Origin of the sequence: Actinoplanes sp. NPDC049668, from assembly GCF_044465445.1 — a bacterium.
Lineage (GTDB): Bacteria > Actinomycetota > Actinomycetes > Mycobacteriales > Micromonosporaceae > Actinoplanes.
Genome location: NZ_JBITLR010000009.1, coordinates 52532 through 71835 on the forward strand (window position 1 = coordinate 52532; position 19304 = coordinate 71835).

At 73.8% G+C, this 19304-nt stretch carries 16 protein-coding genes; 13 read left to right on the forward strand and 3 right to left on the reverse strand.

From position 1 onward, the window contains the following. Nucleotides 1–170 precede the first annotated feature (170 nt). Nucleotides 171–656, forward strand: a complete 486-nt coding sequence (locus tag ACIBSW_RS33650) for a hypothetical protein (protein WP_354725926.1) — start codon at nucleotides 171–173, stop codon at nucleotides 654–656. 23 nt (nucleotides 657–679) lie between these two features. Here the strand turns inward: ACIBSW_RS33650 and ACIBSW_RS33655 are convergent, their stop codons facing one another. Continuing rightward, nucleotides 680–1246, reverse strand: a complete 567-nt coding sequence (locus ACIBSW_RS33655; protein WP_354725925.1) for a hypothetical protein — start codon at nucleotides 1244–1246, stop codon at nucleotides 680–682. Between the two features lie 157 nt (nucleotides 1247–1403). Between ACIBSW_RS33655 and ACIBSW_RS33660 the strand changes: the two genes are divergently transcribed. From ACIBSW_RS33660 to ACIBSW_RS33700, 9 genes are all read left to right on the forward strand, one after another. Further along, nucleotides 1404–2648: an efflux RND transporter periplasmic adaptor subunit gene (locus ACIBSW_RS33660; protein WP_354725923.1), complete on the forward strand. Its 1245-nt coding sequence runs from the start codon at nucleotides 1404–1406 to the stop codon at nucleotides 2646–2648. Nucleotides 2649–2712: 64 nt separating this feature from the next. Continuing rightward, on the forward strand, nucleotides 2713–3471 hold the full coding sequence (locus ACIBSW_RS33665) for a response regulator transcription factor (protein WP_354725921.1): 759 nt from the start codon (nucleotides 2713–2715) through the stop codon (nucleotides 3469–3471). Next, entirely contained in the window at nucleotides 3468–5000 is a 1533-nt protein-coding gene (locus ACIBSW_RS33670; RefSeq protein ID WP_354725919.1) for a HAMP domain-containing sensor histidine kinase, read from the forward strand. The genes ACIBSW_RS33665 and ACIBSW_RS33670 overlap by 4 nt, the downstream gene beginning before the upstream one ends. Nucleotides 5001–5065: 65 nt before the next feature. Beyond that, on the forward strand, nucleotides 5066–6262 hold the full coding sequence (locus ACIBSW_RS33675; protein ID WP_354725917.1) for an efflux RND transporter periplasmic adaptor subunit: 1197 nt from the start codon (nucleotides 5066–5068) through the stop codon (nucleotides 6260–6262). Beyond that, nucleotides 6259–6999, forward strand: coding sequence for an ABC transporter ATP-binding protein (locus ACIBSW_RS33680; protein ID WP_354725916.1), 741 nt, complete (start codon nucleotides 6259–6261; stop codon nucleotides 6997–6999). The genes ACIBSW_RS33675 and ACIBSW_RS33680 overlap by 4 nt, the downstream gene beginning before the upstream one ends. After that, nucleotides 6996–8195, forward strand: coding sequence for an ABC transporter permease (locus ACIBSW_RS33685; protein ID WP_354725914.1), 1200 nt, complete (start codon nucleotides 6996–6998; stop codon nucleotides 8193–8195). The genes ACIBSW_RS33680 and ACIBSW_RS33685 overlap by 4 nt, the downstream gene beginning before the upstream one ends. An 8-nt stretch (nucleotides 8196–8203) precedes the next feature. Then, nucleotides 8204–8737 carry a hypothetical protein gene (locus ACIBSW_RS33690; RefSeq protein WP_354725912.1) on the forward strand — a complete coding sequence of 178 codons (534 nt, stop codon included), beginning with the start codon at nucleotides 8204–8206 and terminating at the stop codon, nucleotides 8735–8737. A 120-nt stretch (nucleotides 8738–8857) separates the two neighbouring features. Beyond that, nucleotides 8858–11644, forward strand: a complete 2787-nt coding sequence (locus tag ACIBSW_RS33695; protein WP_404799538.1) for an AAA family ATPase — start codon at nucleotides 8858–8860, stop codon at nucleotides 11642–11644. A gap of 89 nt (nucleotides 11645–11733) precedes the next feature. Continuing rightward, the gene (locus ACIBSW_RS33700) at nucleotides 11734–13959 is read left to right on the forward strand and encodes a M4 family metallopeptidase (protein ID WP_354723791.1); all 2226 of its coding nucleotides are present in this window, start codon (nucleotides 11734–11736) and stop codon (nucleotides 13957–13959) included. Nucleotides 13960–14016: 57 nt separating this feature from the next. Here ACIBSW_RS33700 and ACIBSW_RS33705 read toward each other — a convergent pair whose 3' ends face one another. Together ACIBSW_RS33705 and ACIBSW_RS33710 are read right to left on the reverse strand one after the other, a co-directional pair. Continuing rightward, complete coding sequence (locus ACIBSW_RS33705; RefSeq protein WP_354723789.1) at nucleotides 14017–15021, reverse strand: TerC/Alx family metal homeostasis membrane protein; 1005 nt, start codon at nucleotides 15019–15021, stop codon at nucleotides 14017–14019. A 117-nt stretch (nucleotides 15022–15138) separates the two neighbouring features. Next, nucleotides 15139–15909, reverse strand: coding sequence for a class III extradiol ring-cleavage dioxygenase (locus ACIBSW_RS33710; RefSeq protein WP_354723787.1), 771 nt, complete (start codon nucleotides 15907–15909; stop codon nucleotides 15139–15141). A 392-nt stretch (nucleotides 15910–16301) separates the two neighbouring features. Between ACIBSW_RS33710 and ACIBSW_RS33715 the strand changes: the two genes are divergently transcribed. From ACIBSW_RS33715 to ACIBSW_RS33725, 3 genes are read left to right on the forward strand one after another with little or no spacing between them, the layout of a single operon-like run. Then, nucleotides 16302–16949, forward strand: coding sequence for a GPP34 family phosphoprotein (locus tag ACIBSW_RS33715; protein ID WP_354723786.1), 648 nt, complete (start codon nucleotides 16302–16304; stop codon nucleotides 16947–16949). A 21-nt stretch (nucleotides 16950–16970) separates the two neighbouring features. Further along, entirely contained in the window at nucleotides 16971–18476 is a 1506-nt protein-coding gene (locus ACIBSW_RS33720; RefSeq protein WP_354723784.1) for an APC family permease, read from the forward strand. Then, entirely contained in the window at nucleotides 18473–19063 is a 591-nt protein-coding gene (locus ACIBSW_RS33725; protein ID WP_354723782.1) for a GNAT family N-acetyltransferase, read from the forward strand. Before ACIBSW_RS33720 ends, ACIBSW_RS33725 begins: the two co-directional genes overlap by 4 nt. The last annotated feature ends 241 nt before the right edge of the window (nucleotides 19064–19304 follow it).

The window sequence follows — 19304 nt, forward strand, 5'->3', positions numbered from 1 at the left end:
GTCGAATGCTCCTGACGTTTCCGGACGCGGATGAAATCGTTTGCGGCACGGCGTCGCGCCGCCGGAGCGCCGCCGCGCATTGCCAACAGACACACAGCCGGCGCCCATGGTGACCTCAGCCTGGCGGCGAAGGGTGGTGGGGTAACCAACCCGAACCGGGGGAAGCGGACATGCTACTGCAGCTGAACCTCAACGAGACGAACCGCTCGTTCCTGCCGAACTCCACGGCCGTGCCGGCGCTGGACCTGAACCCGGGGCCGAGCCGGCCGGTGGTCGCGGTGCTCGGGTACCAGGGCCGCGTCGCCGGGCTGGCCCAGCACCTGCCGCCCGGCTGGTCGGTGCGCCACCCCGTCGACGTGTGCGAGGCGCTGGACGCCGAGATCGTGGTCGTCAGCGGCGCCACCGCCGAGGAGATCGGCGCCGCGCGGGCCGCGCTGCCCGCCCGTACCCGGATCGTCGCGCTGGTCGACGACGCCGCCGGCGGCGCGCTGGTCGCCGGGGTGCTGACCGCGGGCGCGGACATCTGCGTCCGCGGCGGGCAGCCGGCGATCCTGGCCAGCCACCTGGTCGCCTGCCGGCGCCGCCAGCAGGCCGAGCGGCGCGGCGGCCGCCGGCACGAGGTGCGGGACACGCAGGACCTGCCGCCCCGGCCCTGAGCGGGAGCCGGGGCGCGCGGGGGTCAGCCGGCCGGCGGCGTGCTGGGCGCGAGCGCGCGGCAGGCCTCGACGGCCTCGGCCACCGCCGGGTCGTTCGTGGCCGGCGCGCCGCGGTCCAGCGTCACGCCGTGATCGCTCAGGCAGGTGCGGTAGGCCGCGCTCATCCCGCCCCGGTTGCCGCCGCCCGGCCGGTTGCCCGGCCCGCCGCTCGGCCGCAGCGAGGCGCACGCGGACTGCGCCTTCTCCCAGGTCGCGTCGTCGACGCCCGCGGGCCGGCCGAAACCGCCGCCGCCGGGGAAGCCGGCGCCGCCCGGCCCGGCGCTGCCCGAGGGCCGCGGCATGCCCGACGGGAACGCGCCGCCGGACGGCCGGTTCCTCGGCCCGCCGGACGGCATGGTGATCGTGACCCCGTTCTCCTTCAGGCATTCCGTGTACGCGGCGAACGCGGAGTTGCCGCCCCCGCCGTCGCCGGATTCCCCGGTGCCGGCGTCGTCCGATCCGCCGCAGGCGGTCGCGGTGAACAGCAGCGCAACGGCCGCGAGGCCCAGCCCCGCGATCCGGCGGGGTGACGTGTTCCTGAGTTTCGGCACGGTCTCTCCTGTCTCACGCGGATACGACCGACCACGCAAGCCCCCCGACCTCGCCGCAGCGTCGGACGTTGCTCGGAATCCGCTATGAACCGGCTCCGAGGCAACTCCGAGGTGGGACCGAGCCGGCGGCGAGGACGCCCGGCAACACTTCCCGACCATGGGTAACGGCCTGACCGCCTGGGGCGGGAGACACCGGCGGTGGCTATGGCCGGCGGCCGGGATCGTCGCGATCCTGCTGCTCGCCGCGGGTGCTGTTGGCGTGCTGACCGCGGGCTCCGACAAGAGGCCGGCCGCGGCGGCCGGCGTCGCGGTGGATCGCGGCGCGGTGACCACCGAGGTGGCGACCACCGGCACGGTGGAGCCGGCGCAGACGCGCGGCCTCTCGTTCGCGGTGGCGGGCACCGTCGACGCCGTCAAGGTCCGCGCGGGCACGATGGTGACGCCCGGCCAGGTGCTGGCGAGCATCGACGACACCGACGCCGCCGAGGCGGTCGACTCCGCCCGCGACGCCCTCGACGAGGCGCGGGACTCGCTCGCGAAGGCGGAGGACGACGACGCGTCACCGGCCTCGGCCGACTGCGGCGTGGCGGCCGCCGCGTACACGGTGCCCACGCCGACCGCCGCGTCCGCGTCGCCGAGCGTGGGCCCGAGTAGCCCGGCGCCGACCGCGACCATCGCACCCACCCGGACCACGGCGCCCGCCCGCGGCGGTGCGCCGGCGACCTCGCCCACCCGGGGCGGCGACGCCGGCGCGCCCTGCGCCGCCGGCGCCGGACCGGCGGGCGGCGCTCAGGGCTCCGGCGACGCGGTGCTCAACGCCCGGCAGCGGGTCAACCAGGCCGAGGTGGCCGTGCAGAAGGCCGAGGACCAGCTCGAGGGCGCCACTATCACCGCGCCGATCGCGGGCCGGATCCTGTCGGTCGCCGCCAAGGTCGGCAGCCAGGTCGGCGCCGGCAGCACCGTGGTCACCCTGGCCGACGTCTTCGACATGCAGATCAGCGCCGACTTCCCGGAGGCCGACGCGGACCGGCTCGCCGTCCGGCAGCAGGCGAGCGTCACGCTGGCCGACCGGGCCGGGGAGAGCTTCGGCGCCACCGTCGTGCAGGTCGACCCGGTCGGCACCGACGACGGCACCATGGTCCGCTTCGGCGCGCTGCTGTCGTTCGACGACGCGCCGCAGGAGCTGCTGGTCGGGCAGAGCGCGGCGGTCCGGGTGACCACCGGCTCGGCCGCCGACGTGCTGCGGGTGCCGAGCACGGCGGTGCACGACGTCGCGGGCGACACCGGGACCGTGCTACGCGGCGGCGTGCCGGTGGCCGTGGGCGTCGGCCTGCGCGGCGACCAGTACACGGAGATCACCTCCGGTCTGGCCGAGGGCGAGGCCGTCGCCCGGTCCTGGTGATCGGCACAGGCCGGTCCAAGAGGATTCATACGGAATTCAAAGGAAGCGCTGATATTTCTTCCGGGTGCAGACAGATATACGCGGCTCCGTCGCCCTCAGTGATCCGCCCTCGCCGGCCCGCCCGACCCGGGTCCTGGTGGTCGACGACGAGCCCAATATCTCCGCGCTGCTCTCCGCGACGCTGCGGCTGGTCGCGTTCGACGTCCGGGTCGCGGAGTCCGGGCACGGCGCGCTGATCGCGATCGAGGACTTCGAGCCCGACCTGGTCGTCCTCGACGTGATGCTGCCCGACCTGGACGGCTTCGACGTCGCCCGGCGGCTGCGCGCCTCCGGACGGAGCACGCCCGTGCTGTTCCTGACCGCGCGGGACGCCGTCGAGGACCGGGTCGCCGGGCTCACCGCCGGGGCCGACGACTACGTCACGAAGCCGTTCAGCCTCGAGGAGGTGGTGCTGCGGATCCGGGCCATCCTGCGGCGCAGCCAGCCGGAGCTGGACCTGCCGGACGCCGCCGGCGTGCTGCGCTACGCGGACCTGGAGCTCGACGAGGACGCGCACGAGGTGCGCCGGGCCGGCCGCCTGATCGACCTCTCGCCGACCGAGTTCAACCTGCTCAAGTACCTGATGATCAACGCGGGCCGGGTGGTCAGCAAGGCGCAGATCCTGGACCGGGTGTGGAAGTACGACTTCGGCGGCGACGGCCGCATCGTCGAGTCGTACGTGTACTACCTGCGCCGCAAGATCGACAAGACGGACCCGCCGCTGATCCACACCGTGCGCGGCGTCGGCTACGCCTTACGCCTGCCGCGGGGCGGCGAGGAGTGAGCCTTCTGAGGCCGCGGCGGTGGGGGCACTGGACGTTGCGCTCGCGCCTGGTCCTCGTCGTCGGTGCGCTCGCCGCGCTCGCGCTGATCGCCGCGAACGTCGCGGGCCTGCTGCTGATCCGCAGCTACCTGCGGGACCGCATCGACGACCAGCTCATCGCGATGTCGCGCCCGTTCGCCAACGCCGCACAGCGCGCCGAGCAGCCGCCCGGCGGCCTCCCGCCCCGGGCCCGGCAGTTCCGGGTCGGCGCCGACCAGGTCGCCTACGTCTACACCGCGGCCGGCACGCTGGATCCGTACCGAAGCTCGGCCGCCGACGCGACCCGGCCACCGGTCGCGCCGCTCGCCGAGGTGCTGGAGCACGCCGGGCGGGGGCGCCCGTACACGGTCGCGGCGGCCGACGGCAGCGCCGACTGGCGGCTGCTCGCGCTGGCCGTGCCGGACACCGGCACCGGAACCGGCGGGGCGGTGGTCCTCGGCTCCTCGCTGGACGAGGTGGCCAAGACCGGCGACCGGCTGCTGCTCATCGACGTCGGGGTGACCGTGCTGATGCTGGCGCTGCTCGGCGCCGGCTCCGCGTTCGTGGTACGGCTGGGGCTGCGCCCGCTGACCGAGATGGAACGCCTCGCCGCGGCCATCTCGGCGGGCAGCCTCTCCGGCCGGGTCGCCGACACCGACCCGCACACCGAGCCCGGCCGGCTCGGTGGCGCGCTCAACCTGATGCTGGACCGGATCGAGGCCGAGGTCTCCGCCCGGACCGCCTCCGAGCAGCGGCTGCGGCAGTTCGTCGCGGACGCCTCGCACGAGCTGCGCACCCCGCTGACCTCCATCCGCGGCTTCGCCGAGCTGTACCGCCGCGGCGGCGCACCGCCCGGGCCGCAGCTCGACGAGACGATGAGCCGGATCGAGGGCGAGGCCGGCCGGATGGGCGTGCTCGTCGAGGACCTGCTGCTGCTCGCCCGGCTCGACCTGCAGCGGCCGCCGGTGCTGCGGCCGGTCGACCTGCTCGAGATAGCCGCCGACACCATCCGCGACGCGCACGCCCGGGTGCCGGACCGGCCGGTACGGCTGGCGGCGCTCGACGACCACACCGACACCTTCGTGCCGCCGACCGTGCTCGGCGACGAGCACGGGCTGCGCCAGGTCGCCACCAACCTGGTCTCGAACGCGCTGCAGCACACCGCCGGCGGCGCCCGGGTCACCGTACGGGTCGGCCGGGTCGCCGGGCACCGGTCGCCGGCCGGCGCCGTGCGCTCCGGAACGGTGACCACCGGCGTACCGCTGGCCGTCCTCGAGGTCAGCGACGACGGCCCGGGCGTGCCCGCCGCGCACGCGCCCCGGGTCTTCGAACGGCTGTACCGGGCCGACTCCAGCCGGACCCGCGGGCGCGGCGGCGGCTCGGGCCTCGGGCTCTCCATCGTCGCGGCGATCGTGCACGGGCACGGCGGCTGGGTGGAGCTGGAACCCGGCGACGGCCGCGGCGCCACCTTCCGGGTGCTGCTGCCCGTCGAATCTCACGACGCGCCGTGAGGTTCCGAGGTGGCTCCCAGCAAGACCCGAAGCTTCTCCGAGGGCGTGTCGCCACAGTGTCCGTCATGCCTGTGCCCCACCCGCGTTCCCTGCTCCGAGGCTCGGCGGCGGTCAACGCCGCGCTCGGACTGCTGCTCGTCGCCGGCGCCTACTGGGCGTACGAGATCGTGTCCGGCCCGGACGCCGGCGCCGCGGCCGCGACGTCCACGCGCACGGTCGCGGTCCGGCAGGGCACCGTCACCGCGTCGGTCACCGCCGACGGCTCGGTGGCCAGCGCCGCGACGGCCGACGCGAGCTTCGTCACCGGCGGGACGGTCACCTCGATCTCGGTCCGGGTCGGCGACAAGGTCAAGAAGGGCCAGGTGCTGGCAAAGGTCGACCCCGCGGAGGCGAAGCGGACCCTCGCGGCCGCCGAGGCCGACCTGGACGCGGCCCGGGACGCGGTCACCCGCGCCGAGGACGCCGGCACCGACACCTCGTCCGCGGAGAACGAGGTCACCCAGGCCGGGCTCGCCGTCGACGAGGCCGAGGCGGCGGTCGCCGGCACCGTCCTCAAGGCGCCGATGGCCGGCACGGTGGTCGCGGTCAACGGCACCCTCGGCAGCTCGTCGTCCGGCAGTTCCTCGTCCGGCTCGTCGTCCGGCGCCGGGCCGTCCACGGGAGACTCGTCCTCGTCCTCCGGCGGTTTCATCGGCCTCGCCGACCTGAGCCGGCTGCAGGTCACCGCCGCGTTCGCCGAGGCCGACGCGACCCGGCTCAAGGAGGGCCAGGCCGCCACCGTCACCTGGAACGCGCTCAGCGGCACCACGCAGACCGGCAAGGTGGTCGCCGTCGACCCACAGGCCACCACCGCGAACAACGTGGTGACCTACGGCGTGACGCTGAGCCTGGACAAGGTGCCCACCGGCGCGAAGCCGGGCCAGACGGTCTCGGCGTCCGTCGTCACCGGCGAGGTCGCCGACGCCGTCTACGTCAACGCCGCCGCCGTGACCACCGTCGGCAACCGGCACAGCGTCACCGTGCTGACCGGCGGCGTCCAGGAGGTCCGCTCCGTCGAGATCGGGCTGGCGGGCGACCAGGCCGTCGAGATCACCTCCGGGCTGACCGCGGGGGAGCAGGTGGTGATCACCACGGCGAGCAGCACCACCGGCAGCGGCACCGGCGGCTTCCCCGGCGGCGGCCTGCCGGGCGGCGGCCTCACCGGCGGCGGCCCGCCCGGCGGCGGCTTCAACGGCGGCGGTACGGGCCGGGGCACCCGGTGACCCGCCCGGTCCTGGACGTCCGCGACCTCACCAAGGTGTACGGCGCGGGCGAGGCGACGGTGCACGCGCTGCGCGGCGTCTCGCTGACCGTGGCCCGCGGCGACTACGTGGCGATCATGGGGTCCTCGGGCTCCGGCAAGTCGACCCTGATGAACATCCTCGGCGCGCTCGACGCGCCGACCGCGGGTACCTACCTGCTGGACGGCGTCGACGTGAGCCGGCTCGCGGACCGGCAGCTCGCGCTGGCCCGCAACCGCCTCATCGGCTTCATCTTCCAGGCGTTCAACCTCATCCCGCGGACCAGCGCGGTGGCCAACGTCGAGCTGCCGCTCGCGTACGCCGGCGTCAAGCCGCGGCAGCGCCGGGAGCGGGCGATGGCCGCGCTGGAGATCGTCGGGCTGGCCGACCGGGCCCGGCATGAGCCCAACCAGCTCTCCGGCGGCCAGCAGCAGCGCGTCGCCGTGGCCCGGGCGCTGGTCACCGACCCGGCGCTGGTGCTCGCCGACGAGCCGACCGGCAACCTGGACACCCGCTCGACCGCCGACGTGCTGGAGGTCTTCGACCAGCTCAGCGCCGCCGGCCGCACGATCGTGCTGATCACCCACGAGCCCGAGGTCGGCGACCGGACCAAGCGGCTGGTCCGGCTGGTCGACGGCCGGATCGTCACCGACGTACGCCAGTCACCGCTCGACCGCGTCCCGGTCGGTGCCCGCACCGGGAGGCACAGCACCACATGAGTCTTCTTGAGGTGGTCCGGTTCGCGTTGCGCGGGCTGTCGGCCAACAAGCTGCGGTCCGCGCTGACCATGCTGGGCATCCTGATCGGCGTCGCGGCGGTGATCCTGCTGGTCGCGGTCGGCAACGGCTCGGCGCAGGCGATCAGCGAGCGGATCGAGGCGCTCGGCACGAACACGATCACCGTGATGAGCGCCGGCCGCGGCGGATCGAGCGGCACCGCGCTGACCACCGGCATCGCGGACGCGCTGACGGATCCGGAGCTCGCACCCGACGTCGCCTCGGTCTCGCCGGTGGTCAGCGCCGCGGCGACGCTGACCTACGAGGGCACCGACCACGAGGTCAGCCAGTTCGTGGGCACGACGCCGGGCTGGTTCGCCGCCTCGAACACGCCGGTCGGCACCGGCGCCGGCTTCACCGCCGACGACGAGGCGCAGGGCCGGCGGGTGGTGGTGATCGGACAGACCGTCGCCGAGGAGCTGTTCCCCGGCACCGACCCGCTCGACCAGCAGGTGACCGTCGGCGGGGCGTTGTTCACGGTTGTCGGGGTGCTGTCGCCGAAGAGCTCGACCGGGTTCCAGGACGGCAACGACACCGCGGTCGCCCCGCTCTCCGCGGTGCGCCAGGTCCTCACCGGGTACGGCGCGCTGAACTCGATCCTGGTCGAGGCGCGCAGCCCGGACCGGGTCGACGCGGTCCAGTCCCAGGTGGCGACCATCCTCAACCAGCGCCTCGACGTGCAGCCGGGTGCGGCGAGCACGCCGTACCGGATCCAGAACGCGTCGCAGCTGCTCGCGACGCAGACCGAGACGGCGGACACGTTCACCACGCTGCTCGGCGCGGTCGCCGCGATCAGCCTGCTGGTCGGCGGGATCGGCATCACCAACATCATGCTGGTCACCGTCACCGAGCGGACCCGCGAGATCGGCATCCGCAAGGCGCTGGGCGCGCCCCGCCGGGTGATCCTGACCCAGTTCCTGATCGAGGCGACGGTGCTCAGCGTGCTCGGCGGCGCCCTGGGCGTCGCGGCGGCGCTGATCGGCAGCAGCTTCGAGATCGTCGGGGTGCGACCGGTGATCGTGCCCAGCTCCATCGGGCTCGCCCTCGGCGTGTCCATCGCGATCGGACTGTTCTTCGGCGGCCTGCCCGCCGGCCGGGCGGCCCGGCTGCGACCCATCGACGCGCTGCGCTACGAGTGAGGATTCCCGTGACACCTTCCATCGAGGACACCGCGGTGCTGGCGCCGGCCGTCGACCGCGACGACGATCTGGCCGCCGAGCTCGCCCGGGCCGCGCCGCGCCGCTGGTGGAACCGCGGCACGCTGGTACTCGGCGCGGTCGCCCTGCTGCTCGCCGGCTTCCTCGGCGGGCTGCAGGTGCAGCGCCACTACGGCACGAGTGCCACTGCGGCGACCGGCCGCCCGGGCGGCGGCGGAACCGGCGAGGGTGGCGCGCGGCCCGGCGGCTTCGGTGGCCTGCCCGGCGGCACCGGGGGGCTGCCGACCGCGGCCGCCGCGGGTCCCACCACCGGAAAGGTGAAGCTGGTCGACGGCACCACGATCTATGTGGAGACCGCCGACGGCACGGTGGTGACGGTCCGGACCGGCGGCGACACCGCGGTGCGTACGGCGAAGCCGGGCAGGCTCAAGGACGTGAAGGCCGGCGACACGGTCAGCGTCCAGGGCGCGGCCGCCGCCGACGGCACGGTCACCGCGACCGCGGTAACCAAGAACGCGGGCTGAACGTGATGTGACGAAGAGCAAGAATTGACACATGCACAGGCATTGATGGGCGGGTGCCGCGCTTCCTAGGCTGAGGTCGCTCGTTACGGCCTACCTGGGGAGACGGCCCTGGATACCCGCGTGCAGTTCGGCGCGACCGCCCTGTTCGGCAGGGCGTCGCTGCTCGCGGCCGTCGAGGCGCGGCTGGCCGCCGGGGGCGGGGTCGCCCTGCGCGGCCCCGAGGGGATCGGCAAGACCGCGCTGCTCGACGCCGTCGCCGCCACCGCCGCCGCGCGGGGTGACCTGGTCGTGCGGCTGCGGCCCGCCGCGGCCGAGCGCCGCCTGCCCTACGCCGGCCTCGCCGACCTCGTCGCGCAGCTGCCGCCGGACGCCGTCGCCGCCCTGCCGCCCGCCTACCGCGCCGCGCTCGCCGTGCTGCGGCACGGCACCGCACCGCGCGCCGGCGCGCCCGCCCTGGCCCGCCGGCTGGTCCTGCCCGGGCTGCTCGCGCACTGCGCCCGCGGCCGGTGCGTGCTGCTGGTCGTCGACGACGTGCAGTGGCTCGACGCCGAGTCCGCCGAGCTGATCGGCTTCGCCATGCGCCGCCGGCCGGGCCCGCGGGTGCGGGTCGTCGCCGCGCAGCGGTTCCCCGACGAGCAGCGGCGCTTCCGGGCCGCCCGGCTCTGCCCCGCGCCCGTCGCGGACCTGCCCGTTCCGCCCCTGGACGCCGACGCCCTGACCGCCCTGCTCGAGGCGCGCGGGCTGCCCTGCCGCACGGCGTCGCGGCTGCACGGCGCCAGCGGCGGCAACCCGTTCCTCGCGCTGGAGCTGGGCGCCGCGGTCGCGCCCGGCCCGGCCTGGCGCCCCGCGGCGCTGCCCGAGCCGGCCCGCGCCCTGCTGCGCCGGCGGATCGACGCCCTGCCGCCCGCGGTGGCCGGGACGCTGCTCGTCGCCGCGCTCGCCACCGAGCCGACCCGGACCGTGCTGGTCCGGGCCGGGCACGAGGACGCCGACCGCGACCTGCGCGCCGCCGCCGCGGCCGGGCTGGTCGAGGTCGACGGCGAGGCCGTGCGGTTCACGCCGCCCGCACTCGCCGCCGTGCTCGCCGAGGACGCCGGCGCCGCCCGCCGCGCCGGGGTGCACGACGCGCTGGCCAACGCGGCGCTCGACGAGACCGACGGCGTGCGGCACCGCGCGCTGCGCAGCGGCCGGCCCGACGCCGACGTGGCCCGGGACCTGGTCGCCGCCGCCGAGCGCGCGCTGGGCCGCGGCGACGGCCGCACGGCCGCCGAGCTGCACCTGCTGGCCGCCGACCGGTGCCCGCGGAGCCTGGCCGCCGAGCGCACCGAATGGCTCGTCACCGCCGCCGGCACCGCCGCGACGGCCGGCGCGCCCGCGCTGGCCGGGCGGGCCGCGGAGGCGGTGCTCGCCACCGCCGACGCGCCGGCCCGGCACCGGGTCACCGCCCGGCTGGTGCTGATCGACCTGGCCGGGCAGGCGCTCGCCGACATGGGTGAGATGTTCGCCGCCGCGCTCAACGAGGCCGGCGACGACGACGCGCTGGTCGCGCCCGTCCGGCTGCGGCAGACCTGGGCCGCGATGCTCACCGGGGACGCGGGGACCGCCGCGACCTGCGCGGCCGAGTCCGCCGCCGCCGCGCTGCGCGCCCGGGACCCGGGCACCGCGGCGATGGCGCTGAGCGCGCTCGCCCAGGTGCAGCGGATCCGCGGCGAGTCGCGGTGGTCGAGCACCCTCGCCCGGGCCCTCGAGCTGTCCGCGCCGCAGGCGCCCGGCTGGCTGCACATGGGACCGCGCTACCTTGCGGCACGGTTCGCCATGATGGACGACCGGCTCGACGAGGCCCGGGCCGAGCTGCTCACGCTGCTCGCCGTCGCCGAGCACGACCGGGCCGGGGAGGCCCTGGTCGAGGTGCTGCGCAGCCTCTCCGAGGTGGCCACCCGGGCGGGCCGCTGCCCGGACGCCCTCCGGTACGCACACCGCGCCGTCGCCGCGGCGCAGCAGGCCGGGCTGAGCCCCGGCCCGACCTGGTACACGGCCGCGATCGCCGAGCTGACCGGCGGCAGCCTCGCCACCGCGGCCGGGTACGCCCGGCGCGGCGTGCGCGCCTCCGAGCAGGAGGGCGACAGCCTCTACCTGCGGCGCAACCTGCACGCCCTGGGCCAGGCCGAGCTGCGGGCCGGCGACACCCGCGCCGGGGTCGCCGCCCTGCGCCGGCTGCGCGACCTGCAGGGTGGCACCACCGATCCGATGATCGTGCGCTGGCAGGGCGATCTCGCCGGCGGGCTGGCCGCCCTCGGCGAGCACGCGGAGGCCGCCGAGACCCTGGCCGAGGCCCGCGCGGCCGCACAGCGCCTCGGCGTCGCGCAGGGCGTCAACGGCTACCTGGACCGGGCGACGGCCGTGGTGCTCTCGGAGAGCGGGCACCCCGACTCGGCGGTGCCGCTCTCCGCGGCGGCGGCGCGCTACTTCGCCGAGCTGCACCAGCCCATCGAGCAGGCGCACGCCCTGCTCGTGCAGGGCGGTGCCGAGCGGCGCCGGCGCCGGTACGCGGCCGCCCGGGCGGCGATCGGCGCCGCCCTGGCGATCTTCACGGCCGCCGGGGCCAAGCCGTGGGCCGAGCAGACCGAGCGGGCGCTGGCCCGCACGGAGGGCACCTCGGCGCAGCCGGCCGACTTCGGGCTCACCTCCACCGAGGCGCGGATCGCCGGGCTGGTCCGCGACGGCGCCAGCAACCGGGAGATCGCCGGCCGGCTGTACCTGAGCGTCAAGACGGTCGAGGCGACGCTCACCCGGGTCTACCGCAAGCTCGGCGTACGCTCGCGCACCCAGCTCTCCTCCCGGCTGCCGGCGGCGGACCCCGCAGCGACAAGGGTTTTCCCTGATTCGGTGACGGTCGTCGATGCATAGCGTCACAGCAAAGTCAGCCTGGTGCCTCCCGACCCCGGGACACCGAGCCCAGGTCTCGCCCTGACCGGGTCGAGAAAAGGAGTACTAGCGTGGGACGTAAGAAGCTCATCACAGCCTCGGTGGCCCTGGCCACCGGCGCGGCCCTGGCGCTGGCGGCACCGCCCGCCACGGCCGCTCCGGTGCGGGCGCCGAGCCCCGCACCCGCCCCCTCGGCCCTGGCCGCCGCCTCCGCCGACCGGCTCGTCGACAGCGCCGCCGCCGACAGCGTGCTGCACCGCTCCGACGGCGACGACCTGTACCGCACCGGCGTCGTGCAGGGCACGCGTGGCCTGCAGTACGTGACGTACGCGCGGTCCTTCGAGGGCCTCGCGGTGGTCGGCGGCGACGTGGTGGTCACGACCGACGCCGCGGGTACGGTCAAGGGCACCGCGGTCGCGCAGACCGCGGAGATCTCCGTCGGCACCGAGGCGAAGATCACCTCGAAGCAGGCGGCGGCGACCGCCGCGGCACAGCTGGCCAAGGTGGACACCGCGTCGGCGCCGGTCCTCAAGGTGCTCGCCTGGGGCACCCCGAAGCTCGCCTACGAGGTGGCCGTCGAGGGCCGCAGCGCCGAGAACAAGCCGAGCAACCTGCACATCTTCGTCGACGCCGCCACCGGCGCCGTGCTGGACCAGGTCGACCTGGTGCGCGAGGGCACCGGCAACGGCTACTACTACGGCAACGTCACCATCAACACGTCGGGCTCCGGCACCTCGTACTCGATGACCGACACGACCCGGCCCGGCCTCAAGTGCGGCGGTCAGAACGGCTCGGCGTACACCGGCACCGATGACGCGTGGGGTACCGGCTCCGGCACGAACCTGGAGACCGCCTGCGTCGACGCGCTCTGGGCCGCCCAGCGTGAGAAGGACATGCTCACGAGCTGGTTCAACCGCAACGGCATCCTCGGCAACGGCAACAACCCGCCGATCCGGGTCGGCCTGGCCGACGTCAACGCCTACTGGAACGGCAGCTACACCAACTTCGGCCACAACCAGGCCAACACCCGCCAGGCCACCCCGATCGACGTCGTCGCACACGAGATGGGTCACGCCATCTTCCAGACGACCCCCGGCGGCGCCGGCAGCGGCAACGAGAACGGCGGCATCAACGAGTCCACCGGTGACATCTTCGGCGCGCTGACCGAGGCGTACGCGAACAGCCCGCTGGACCCGCCGGACTACCAGGTCGGCGAGGAGGTCGACCTGGTCGGCCAGGGCCCGATCCGCTACATGTACAACCCGTCTCTGGCCGGCGACCCGAACTGCTGGTCCACCTCGATCCCGTCGACCGAGGTGCACGCCGCGGCCGGTCCGCTGAACCACTGGTTCTACCTGGCCGCCGAGGGCTCGGCGCCGTCCGGTGGCCAGGCCAGCCCGACCTGTAACTCCTCCACGGTCACCGGCATCGGCATCCGCAAGGCCGGCGAGGTCTACTACAACGCGCTGCAGGCGAAGACCTCGACCTGGAGGTACGCCAACATCCGCACCGCGACCCTGGCCGCGGCGAAGAACCTCTACGCGCCGAGCTGCGCCGAGTTCGACGCGGTCAAGGCGGCCTGGAACGCGATCAGCGTCCCGGCGCAGTCCGGCGAGGCCACCTGCACCACCAACCCGGGCAACGACTTCTCCGTCGCGGTGTCGCCGACCTCCGGCAGCGTCGCGGCCGGCTCGTCGGCCACCACGACGGTCAGCACCGCCACCACCGCGGGCTCGGCGCAGACCGTCACGCTGAGCGCCTCCGGCCTGCCGACCGGGGCCACCGCCTCGTTCAGCCCGGCCTCGGTGACCTCCGGCTCGTCGTCGACCCTGACGATCGCCACCACGACGTCGACCCCGTCGGGCACCTACGCGGTCACCGTCACCGGTTCCGGCTCGGCGACGCGTACGGCGACGTACTCGCTGACCGTCACCGGCGGCCCCAGCGGCAGCTGCGCCGGGACCAACGGCACGGACGTGTCGATCCCCGACGCGGGCACCGCCGTCACCAGCACGATCACGATCAGCGGCTGCGGGCGCAACGCGTCCTCCACGTCGAGCGTCGCGGTGAACATCGTGCACACCTACCGCGGTGACCTGGTCGTCGACCTGGTCGCCCCGGACGGCACCGCGTACCGGCTGAAGAACAGCAGCAGCTCGGACAGCGCCGACAACGTCAACACGACCTACACGACGAACCTGTCCTCCGAGGCGGGCGACGGGGCCTGGAAGCTGCAGGTCCGCGATGTTTACAGCGTCGACACCGGGTATATCAACACCTGGACGCTGACCCTCTGACGGTCTCGCCCCTTACCCGAAACGGCCCCGGCAGCGTCGCCGGGGCCGTTTCGGCCGTCACTGCTCGGGGTGCGGCGGCTTGGGCTCGCGGGCGCGCAGGGCGCCGGCGTGCGCGATCGTGTCGGGATCCTTGCGCACCTTGATCAGGCTGGCCACGGTCGTGACGACGAGCACCACGAGGATCACCAGTAGCGAGACCGGCGTGCTGATCTCCGGAACCGAGGTGCTGATGTCCGAGTGCGCCCAGTGCAGCACCAGCTTGACGCCGATGAACGCCAGGATTATCGACAGCCCGGTCGAGAGGTAGACCAGCCGGTCCAGCAGGCCCTTCACCAGGAAGAAGAGGGCGCGCAGGCCGAGCAGCGCGAACGCGTTCGCGGTGAAGACGATGAACACCTCCTCGGTCACGCCGAACACCGCGGGGATCGAGTCGAGCGCGAAGAGCAGGTCGGCGCTTCCGATCGCGATCAGCGTGATGAACAGCGGCGTCGCGGTCCGCTTGCCGTCGATCTTCGTGAAGAACTTGCCGCCGACGAAGTCGTCGGTGACCGGGAAGATCCGCTTGCTGGCCCGCACCACGGCGTTGTCCGGATCGGGGTCCTCGTCGCGGTGCCGGAAGAGCTGCACCGCCGTGTAGATCAGGACCAGGCCGAAGATCAGGAACATGAACGAGAAGAGCGACAGCAGCGTCGCGCCGAGCGCGATGAAGATGACCCGGAGCACCAGCGCGATGATGATGCCGAAGGTCAGCACCTCCTGCTGGTACTTCTCCGGCACGGCGAACGTGCTCATGATGATCACGAAGACGAAGAGGTTGTCGACCGACAGGCTCTTCTCGACGATGTAGCCGGCGAAGTACTGGGTGCCGTAGTCCCAGCCCGCGACGGAACCGAACACGACGCCGAACGCGATGGCGACGGCGATGTAGAAGACCGACCAGGCGGTGGCCTCACGGAAGCCGACGGCGTGCGGTCGCAGCACGCCGAGGGTCAGGTCGAGGGCGAGCAGGGCGACGATGAGCGCGATGGTCAGCGTCCAGCCGAGCGCGGTGACCTCCAGCATAGGGGCGGGACCTCCGGGCGTCTGATGCGTGAATCGGCGGAATGACCTCACAAGATTCCCTGCTCACGCTGGGAGAATCCTGAAAGACCCCGGATTTCACACCCGGACGGTACGCGCTCAGGCGACCTGGAACGAGCGCTTCGACAGGCCCATCCAGAAGCCGTCGATCGGCTGCTCGGGGCTCTGCCCGGGGTCGCCGGAGGCGCCCAGCGTGAGGAACATCGGCGCCATGTGCTCGATGGTCGGGTGCGCGTACGGCATGCCGGGCGCCCGGTCGCGGAAGTCGGCGAGCTCGTCGACGGCGCCGCGGGCGAGGGTCTCGGCCGCCCAGGCGTCGAACTCGCGGGACCAGCCCGGCGCCGGCGCGTCGGTGCGGAAGTCGCGCAGGAACGGCAGCCCGTGCGTGGTGAAGCCGGAGCCGACGATGAGCACGCCCTCGTCGCGCAGCGGTGCCAGCCGGCGGCCGATCTCCAGCAGGCGGTCGGGCTCGAGGGTGGGCAGCGACATCTGCAGCACCGGGATGTCCGCGTCCGGGTACATGACGGTCAGCGGCACGTAGGCGCCGTGGTCCAGGCCGCGCTCGGTGCGGGTGACGCGCTCGTGGTCGGGCATCAGCTTCTCGACCCGCGCGGCCAACTCGGGCGCGCCGGGCGCCGGGTACTTCACCTCGTAGTAATGCTGGGCGAAGCCGCCGAAGTCGTAGACCAGCGGCACGGTCTCGGTGGCGCCGAGCATCAGCGGCGCCGACTCCCAGTGCGCGGAGGCCATCAGGATCGCCTTGGGCCGGGGCAGGCCGGCGGCCAGGTCCTTGAGCTGGGCGACCCAGGCCGGGTCGTCGACCAGCGGCGGTGCGCCGTGGCTGAGGAACAGGGCGGGCATCGTGCTCATGGCGGCCTCCAGGTTGACGCTTCAACTACCAGGCCTACCGTACGCCGATTTAGTTGAGTCGTCAACTAAAAGTCGACCCGGCCGCGTCGATCTCGGCGGCGGCGCAGCGGGTGGGACGCGGTTGCACGGTCCGTCATGACGGCGACGCCACGGCGGGCGTGTGAGCGCTCGGTAAGGACGGCGTTCACGTGACGACCGTGTTAACTATGTCGATCATGTTGACGGATAAATGCCAGCTCAGCGCGTTTGTCCAAGATGCATTCAAGCTCCGACCACTCTGGACATTGCGCGGCGTGCGAGGCGCTGGCAAGCTACGCAAGGTTGCGCGGGCACCGCTCACCGTGACAGTCAGCGGTGGTCCCGCATCACACACGGGGAAGGGGGACTTTCGAGTGGCGTCCAGCCTGCTGCCGCTCGCCGACGACCTCTACCTCGCCGCACACGACTCGGCCCGCGGCCGGTGCCTGCTCAGCCCGGCGACCCTCGGCCTCGGCCTCGCCGCCGGCCTGCTCGCCGAGCTCGTCCTCTGGCGCCGCCTCGACGTGCAGGACGCCAAGCTGGCGGTGATCGACGAGCGGCCGACCGCGGAGCCGGCCACCAACGCGGTCCTCGAACAGCTGCTGCGCGAGAGCCACCACCGGCTGGTCCGGGAGTGGATCTCGTTCCTGGCCACCGGCATCGCCACCGAGCTGGTCGAGCGCCGGCTCGCCCGCGCCGGGCACCTGCGGCGCGAGGAGAAGCGCGGCCTGCTCGGCACCAAGATCCGGTTCGTGCCCACCGACACGTCCGTCGCCGGCTGGCCCGGCACCCGCATCCGCATCGCCACCAGCCGGGGCGAGCTGCTCGACCGCCCCGACCTCGTGCTGACCGGACTGGTGCTGGCCACCGGCCTCGACCAGCACATGCTCGTCACGCTCGAGCCGCGTGAGCGTGAGTACCTGTTCGACCAGCTACGCCGGCGGCTGCCGGCCGAGCTGCAGCACCTCATCGGCCACGCAGAGGCCGCAGTCGGCGACGCCGTGATGGCCCGCCGCGCCTGACACCCCCCTTTGGAGACCCCCGTGTCCACCACCTCCACCAGACCCGCCGGACCGAGTCAGCTGTCGACCGCCCTCGCCCGCGACCGGCTGGGCGTCGCCGCCGTCGTCTTCTTCGTCATGTCCGCGGCGGCACCCCTCACCGTCGTCGCCGGCGTCGTGCCCACCGGCCTCGCCGTCACCGGACTGACCGCCATCTCCATCGCCTTCCTCGCCGTCGCGATCGTGCTCGCCGTCTTCTCGGTCGGCTACGTCGCCATGGCGAGGCACATCGCCAACGCGGGCGCGTTCTACGCGTACGTCGCCCGCGGCATCGGCCGGCCGGTCGGCGTCGGCGCCGCGTGGGTCGCGCTGCTGGCGTACAACAGCTTCCAGGTCGCCTCGTACGGCGGCTTCGGCGCCATCGCGGCACCGCTGTTCGCCGACTGGTTCGGCGTCGAACTCGAGTGGTGGATCATCGCCCTCGCGGCCTGGGCCCTGGTCGCCGTGCTCGGCGTCCTCGACGTCGCCGTCAACGGCAAGGTCCTCGCCACCCTGCTGGTCGCCGAGATCGTCCTCGTCGTCGTCTTCAGCATCGTCGACCTGACCGTCGACGGCTTCGCGCCCTCCTCGGCGGCGCTGGACCCGAGCAGCCTCGTCGGCGCCGGCGCGGGCGCCCTGCTGGTCATGGCCGTCACCGGCTTCGTCGGCTTCGAACAGTCCGTCGTGTTCAGCGAGGAATCCCGCGACCCGCGCCGCACCGTGCCACGGGCCACCTACATCGCCGTCGCGCTGATCGCCGTGCTGTACGCGTTCTCGTCCTGGGCGATGATCTCCGCGACCGGCGGCCAGGCCGTCGACCGGGCCCGGGCCGAGGGCCCCGAACTCTTCTTCAACCTGGCCTCCGAGCGCCTCGGCGCCACGGCTCTGCATCTGGGCCACGCCCTGTTCCTGACGTCCCTGATCGCCGCGATGATCTCCTTCCACAACATCATCGCCCGGTACGCGTTCTCCCTGGGCCGCGAGGGCGTCCTGCCGCGCGCCTTCGGCCGCACGGTCCCCGGCACCGGCGCACCGAAGAACGGCTCGCTCGCCCAGTCCGCGTTCGGCCTGACCGTGATCCTGGTGTACGCGATCGCCGGCTGGGACCCCCTGGTACAGCTGTTCTTCTGGGGCGGCACGACCGGCGGCATCGGCGTGCTGCTGCTCATCACCGTCACCTCGGCCGCGGTCGTCGGCTACTTCGCCCGCCACCGCGAGGGCGAGGACTTCTGGCACCGCGTCGGCGCCCCGGTGCTCGGCACGGTGCTGCTGCTGGTGATGACGTACCTGGCACTGACCAACATCGCCGTGCTCTTCGGCGTCGAGCCGGGCTCGACACCGACGTGGGCGGTGCCGCTCGCGTACGGGGTGCTGACCGTGGCGGGCATCGTCTGGGCACTGATCCTGCGCAGCGGCCGGCCCGAGGTCTACCAGGGCATCGGGCTGGGCGCGCGCAGCGCCTCCACCGGTGTCTCCTTCCGCGAGGCCACCGCGGAGGGACAGCGGTGACGTCGGACATCCGCCCCGCGACCGAGGCCGAGCTGCCGGCGGTCGGCAGCCTGATCGCCCTCTCCTTCGACCACCTGGAACAGAACGCGTCCCTGGTCCCGGACCCGGCGGCCCGCCTGCGGGTGATGGGCGACTTCTTCACCATGCTGACCGTGCACGCCCCGCTCTGCGGCAAGGTCGACGTCATCGACGACCCGAACGACGGCGGCCTCGCCGCGGCCGCGGTCTGGTTCGACCGCACCGGCGAGCAGCCGGAGCTGGTCGGCTACGAGGATCGCCTGGCGGAGCTGGCGGGGGAGTTCCTGCCCAACTTCCAGGCACTCGACGAGGTCTTCGAGAAGAACCACCCGGTCGACCCGCACTGGCACCTGGCCTTCCTGGCGGTGCATCCGGGGTGGCAGAGCCATGGCCTCGGCAGTGCGCTGATGGACAGCACGCACGAGGACCTGGGCCGCACCCCGGCCTACCTCGAGGCGACGAACGACGCCAACATCCGGCTGTACCGCCGACACGGCTACACGCCGCTGGAACCGTTCGACATCCGGCTGCCGGACGGCACCCCGTTCTACCGCATGTGGCGAGCCTGACCGACGCCCTGCGGGTGCGGCCCGGTCCGCCGGCCGCACCCGCGGGCCGTCAGGTTTGGGGCCGGCGGGTGCACAGACTGCCTCGACCGACCTGACGGAAGCGTCAATCCTGTCTCGACACCAGAAACGATTGGGTGGATTGGGGTGTCCGGGTGCGGGGTGTGGTTGTTCGACGGTTTGGTGTTGACTCGTAGGTCACCGCGGGTGATCGGCGGGTAATGCTGGGTGGTTGGGTCGGTGG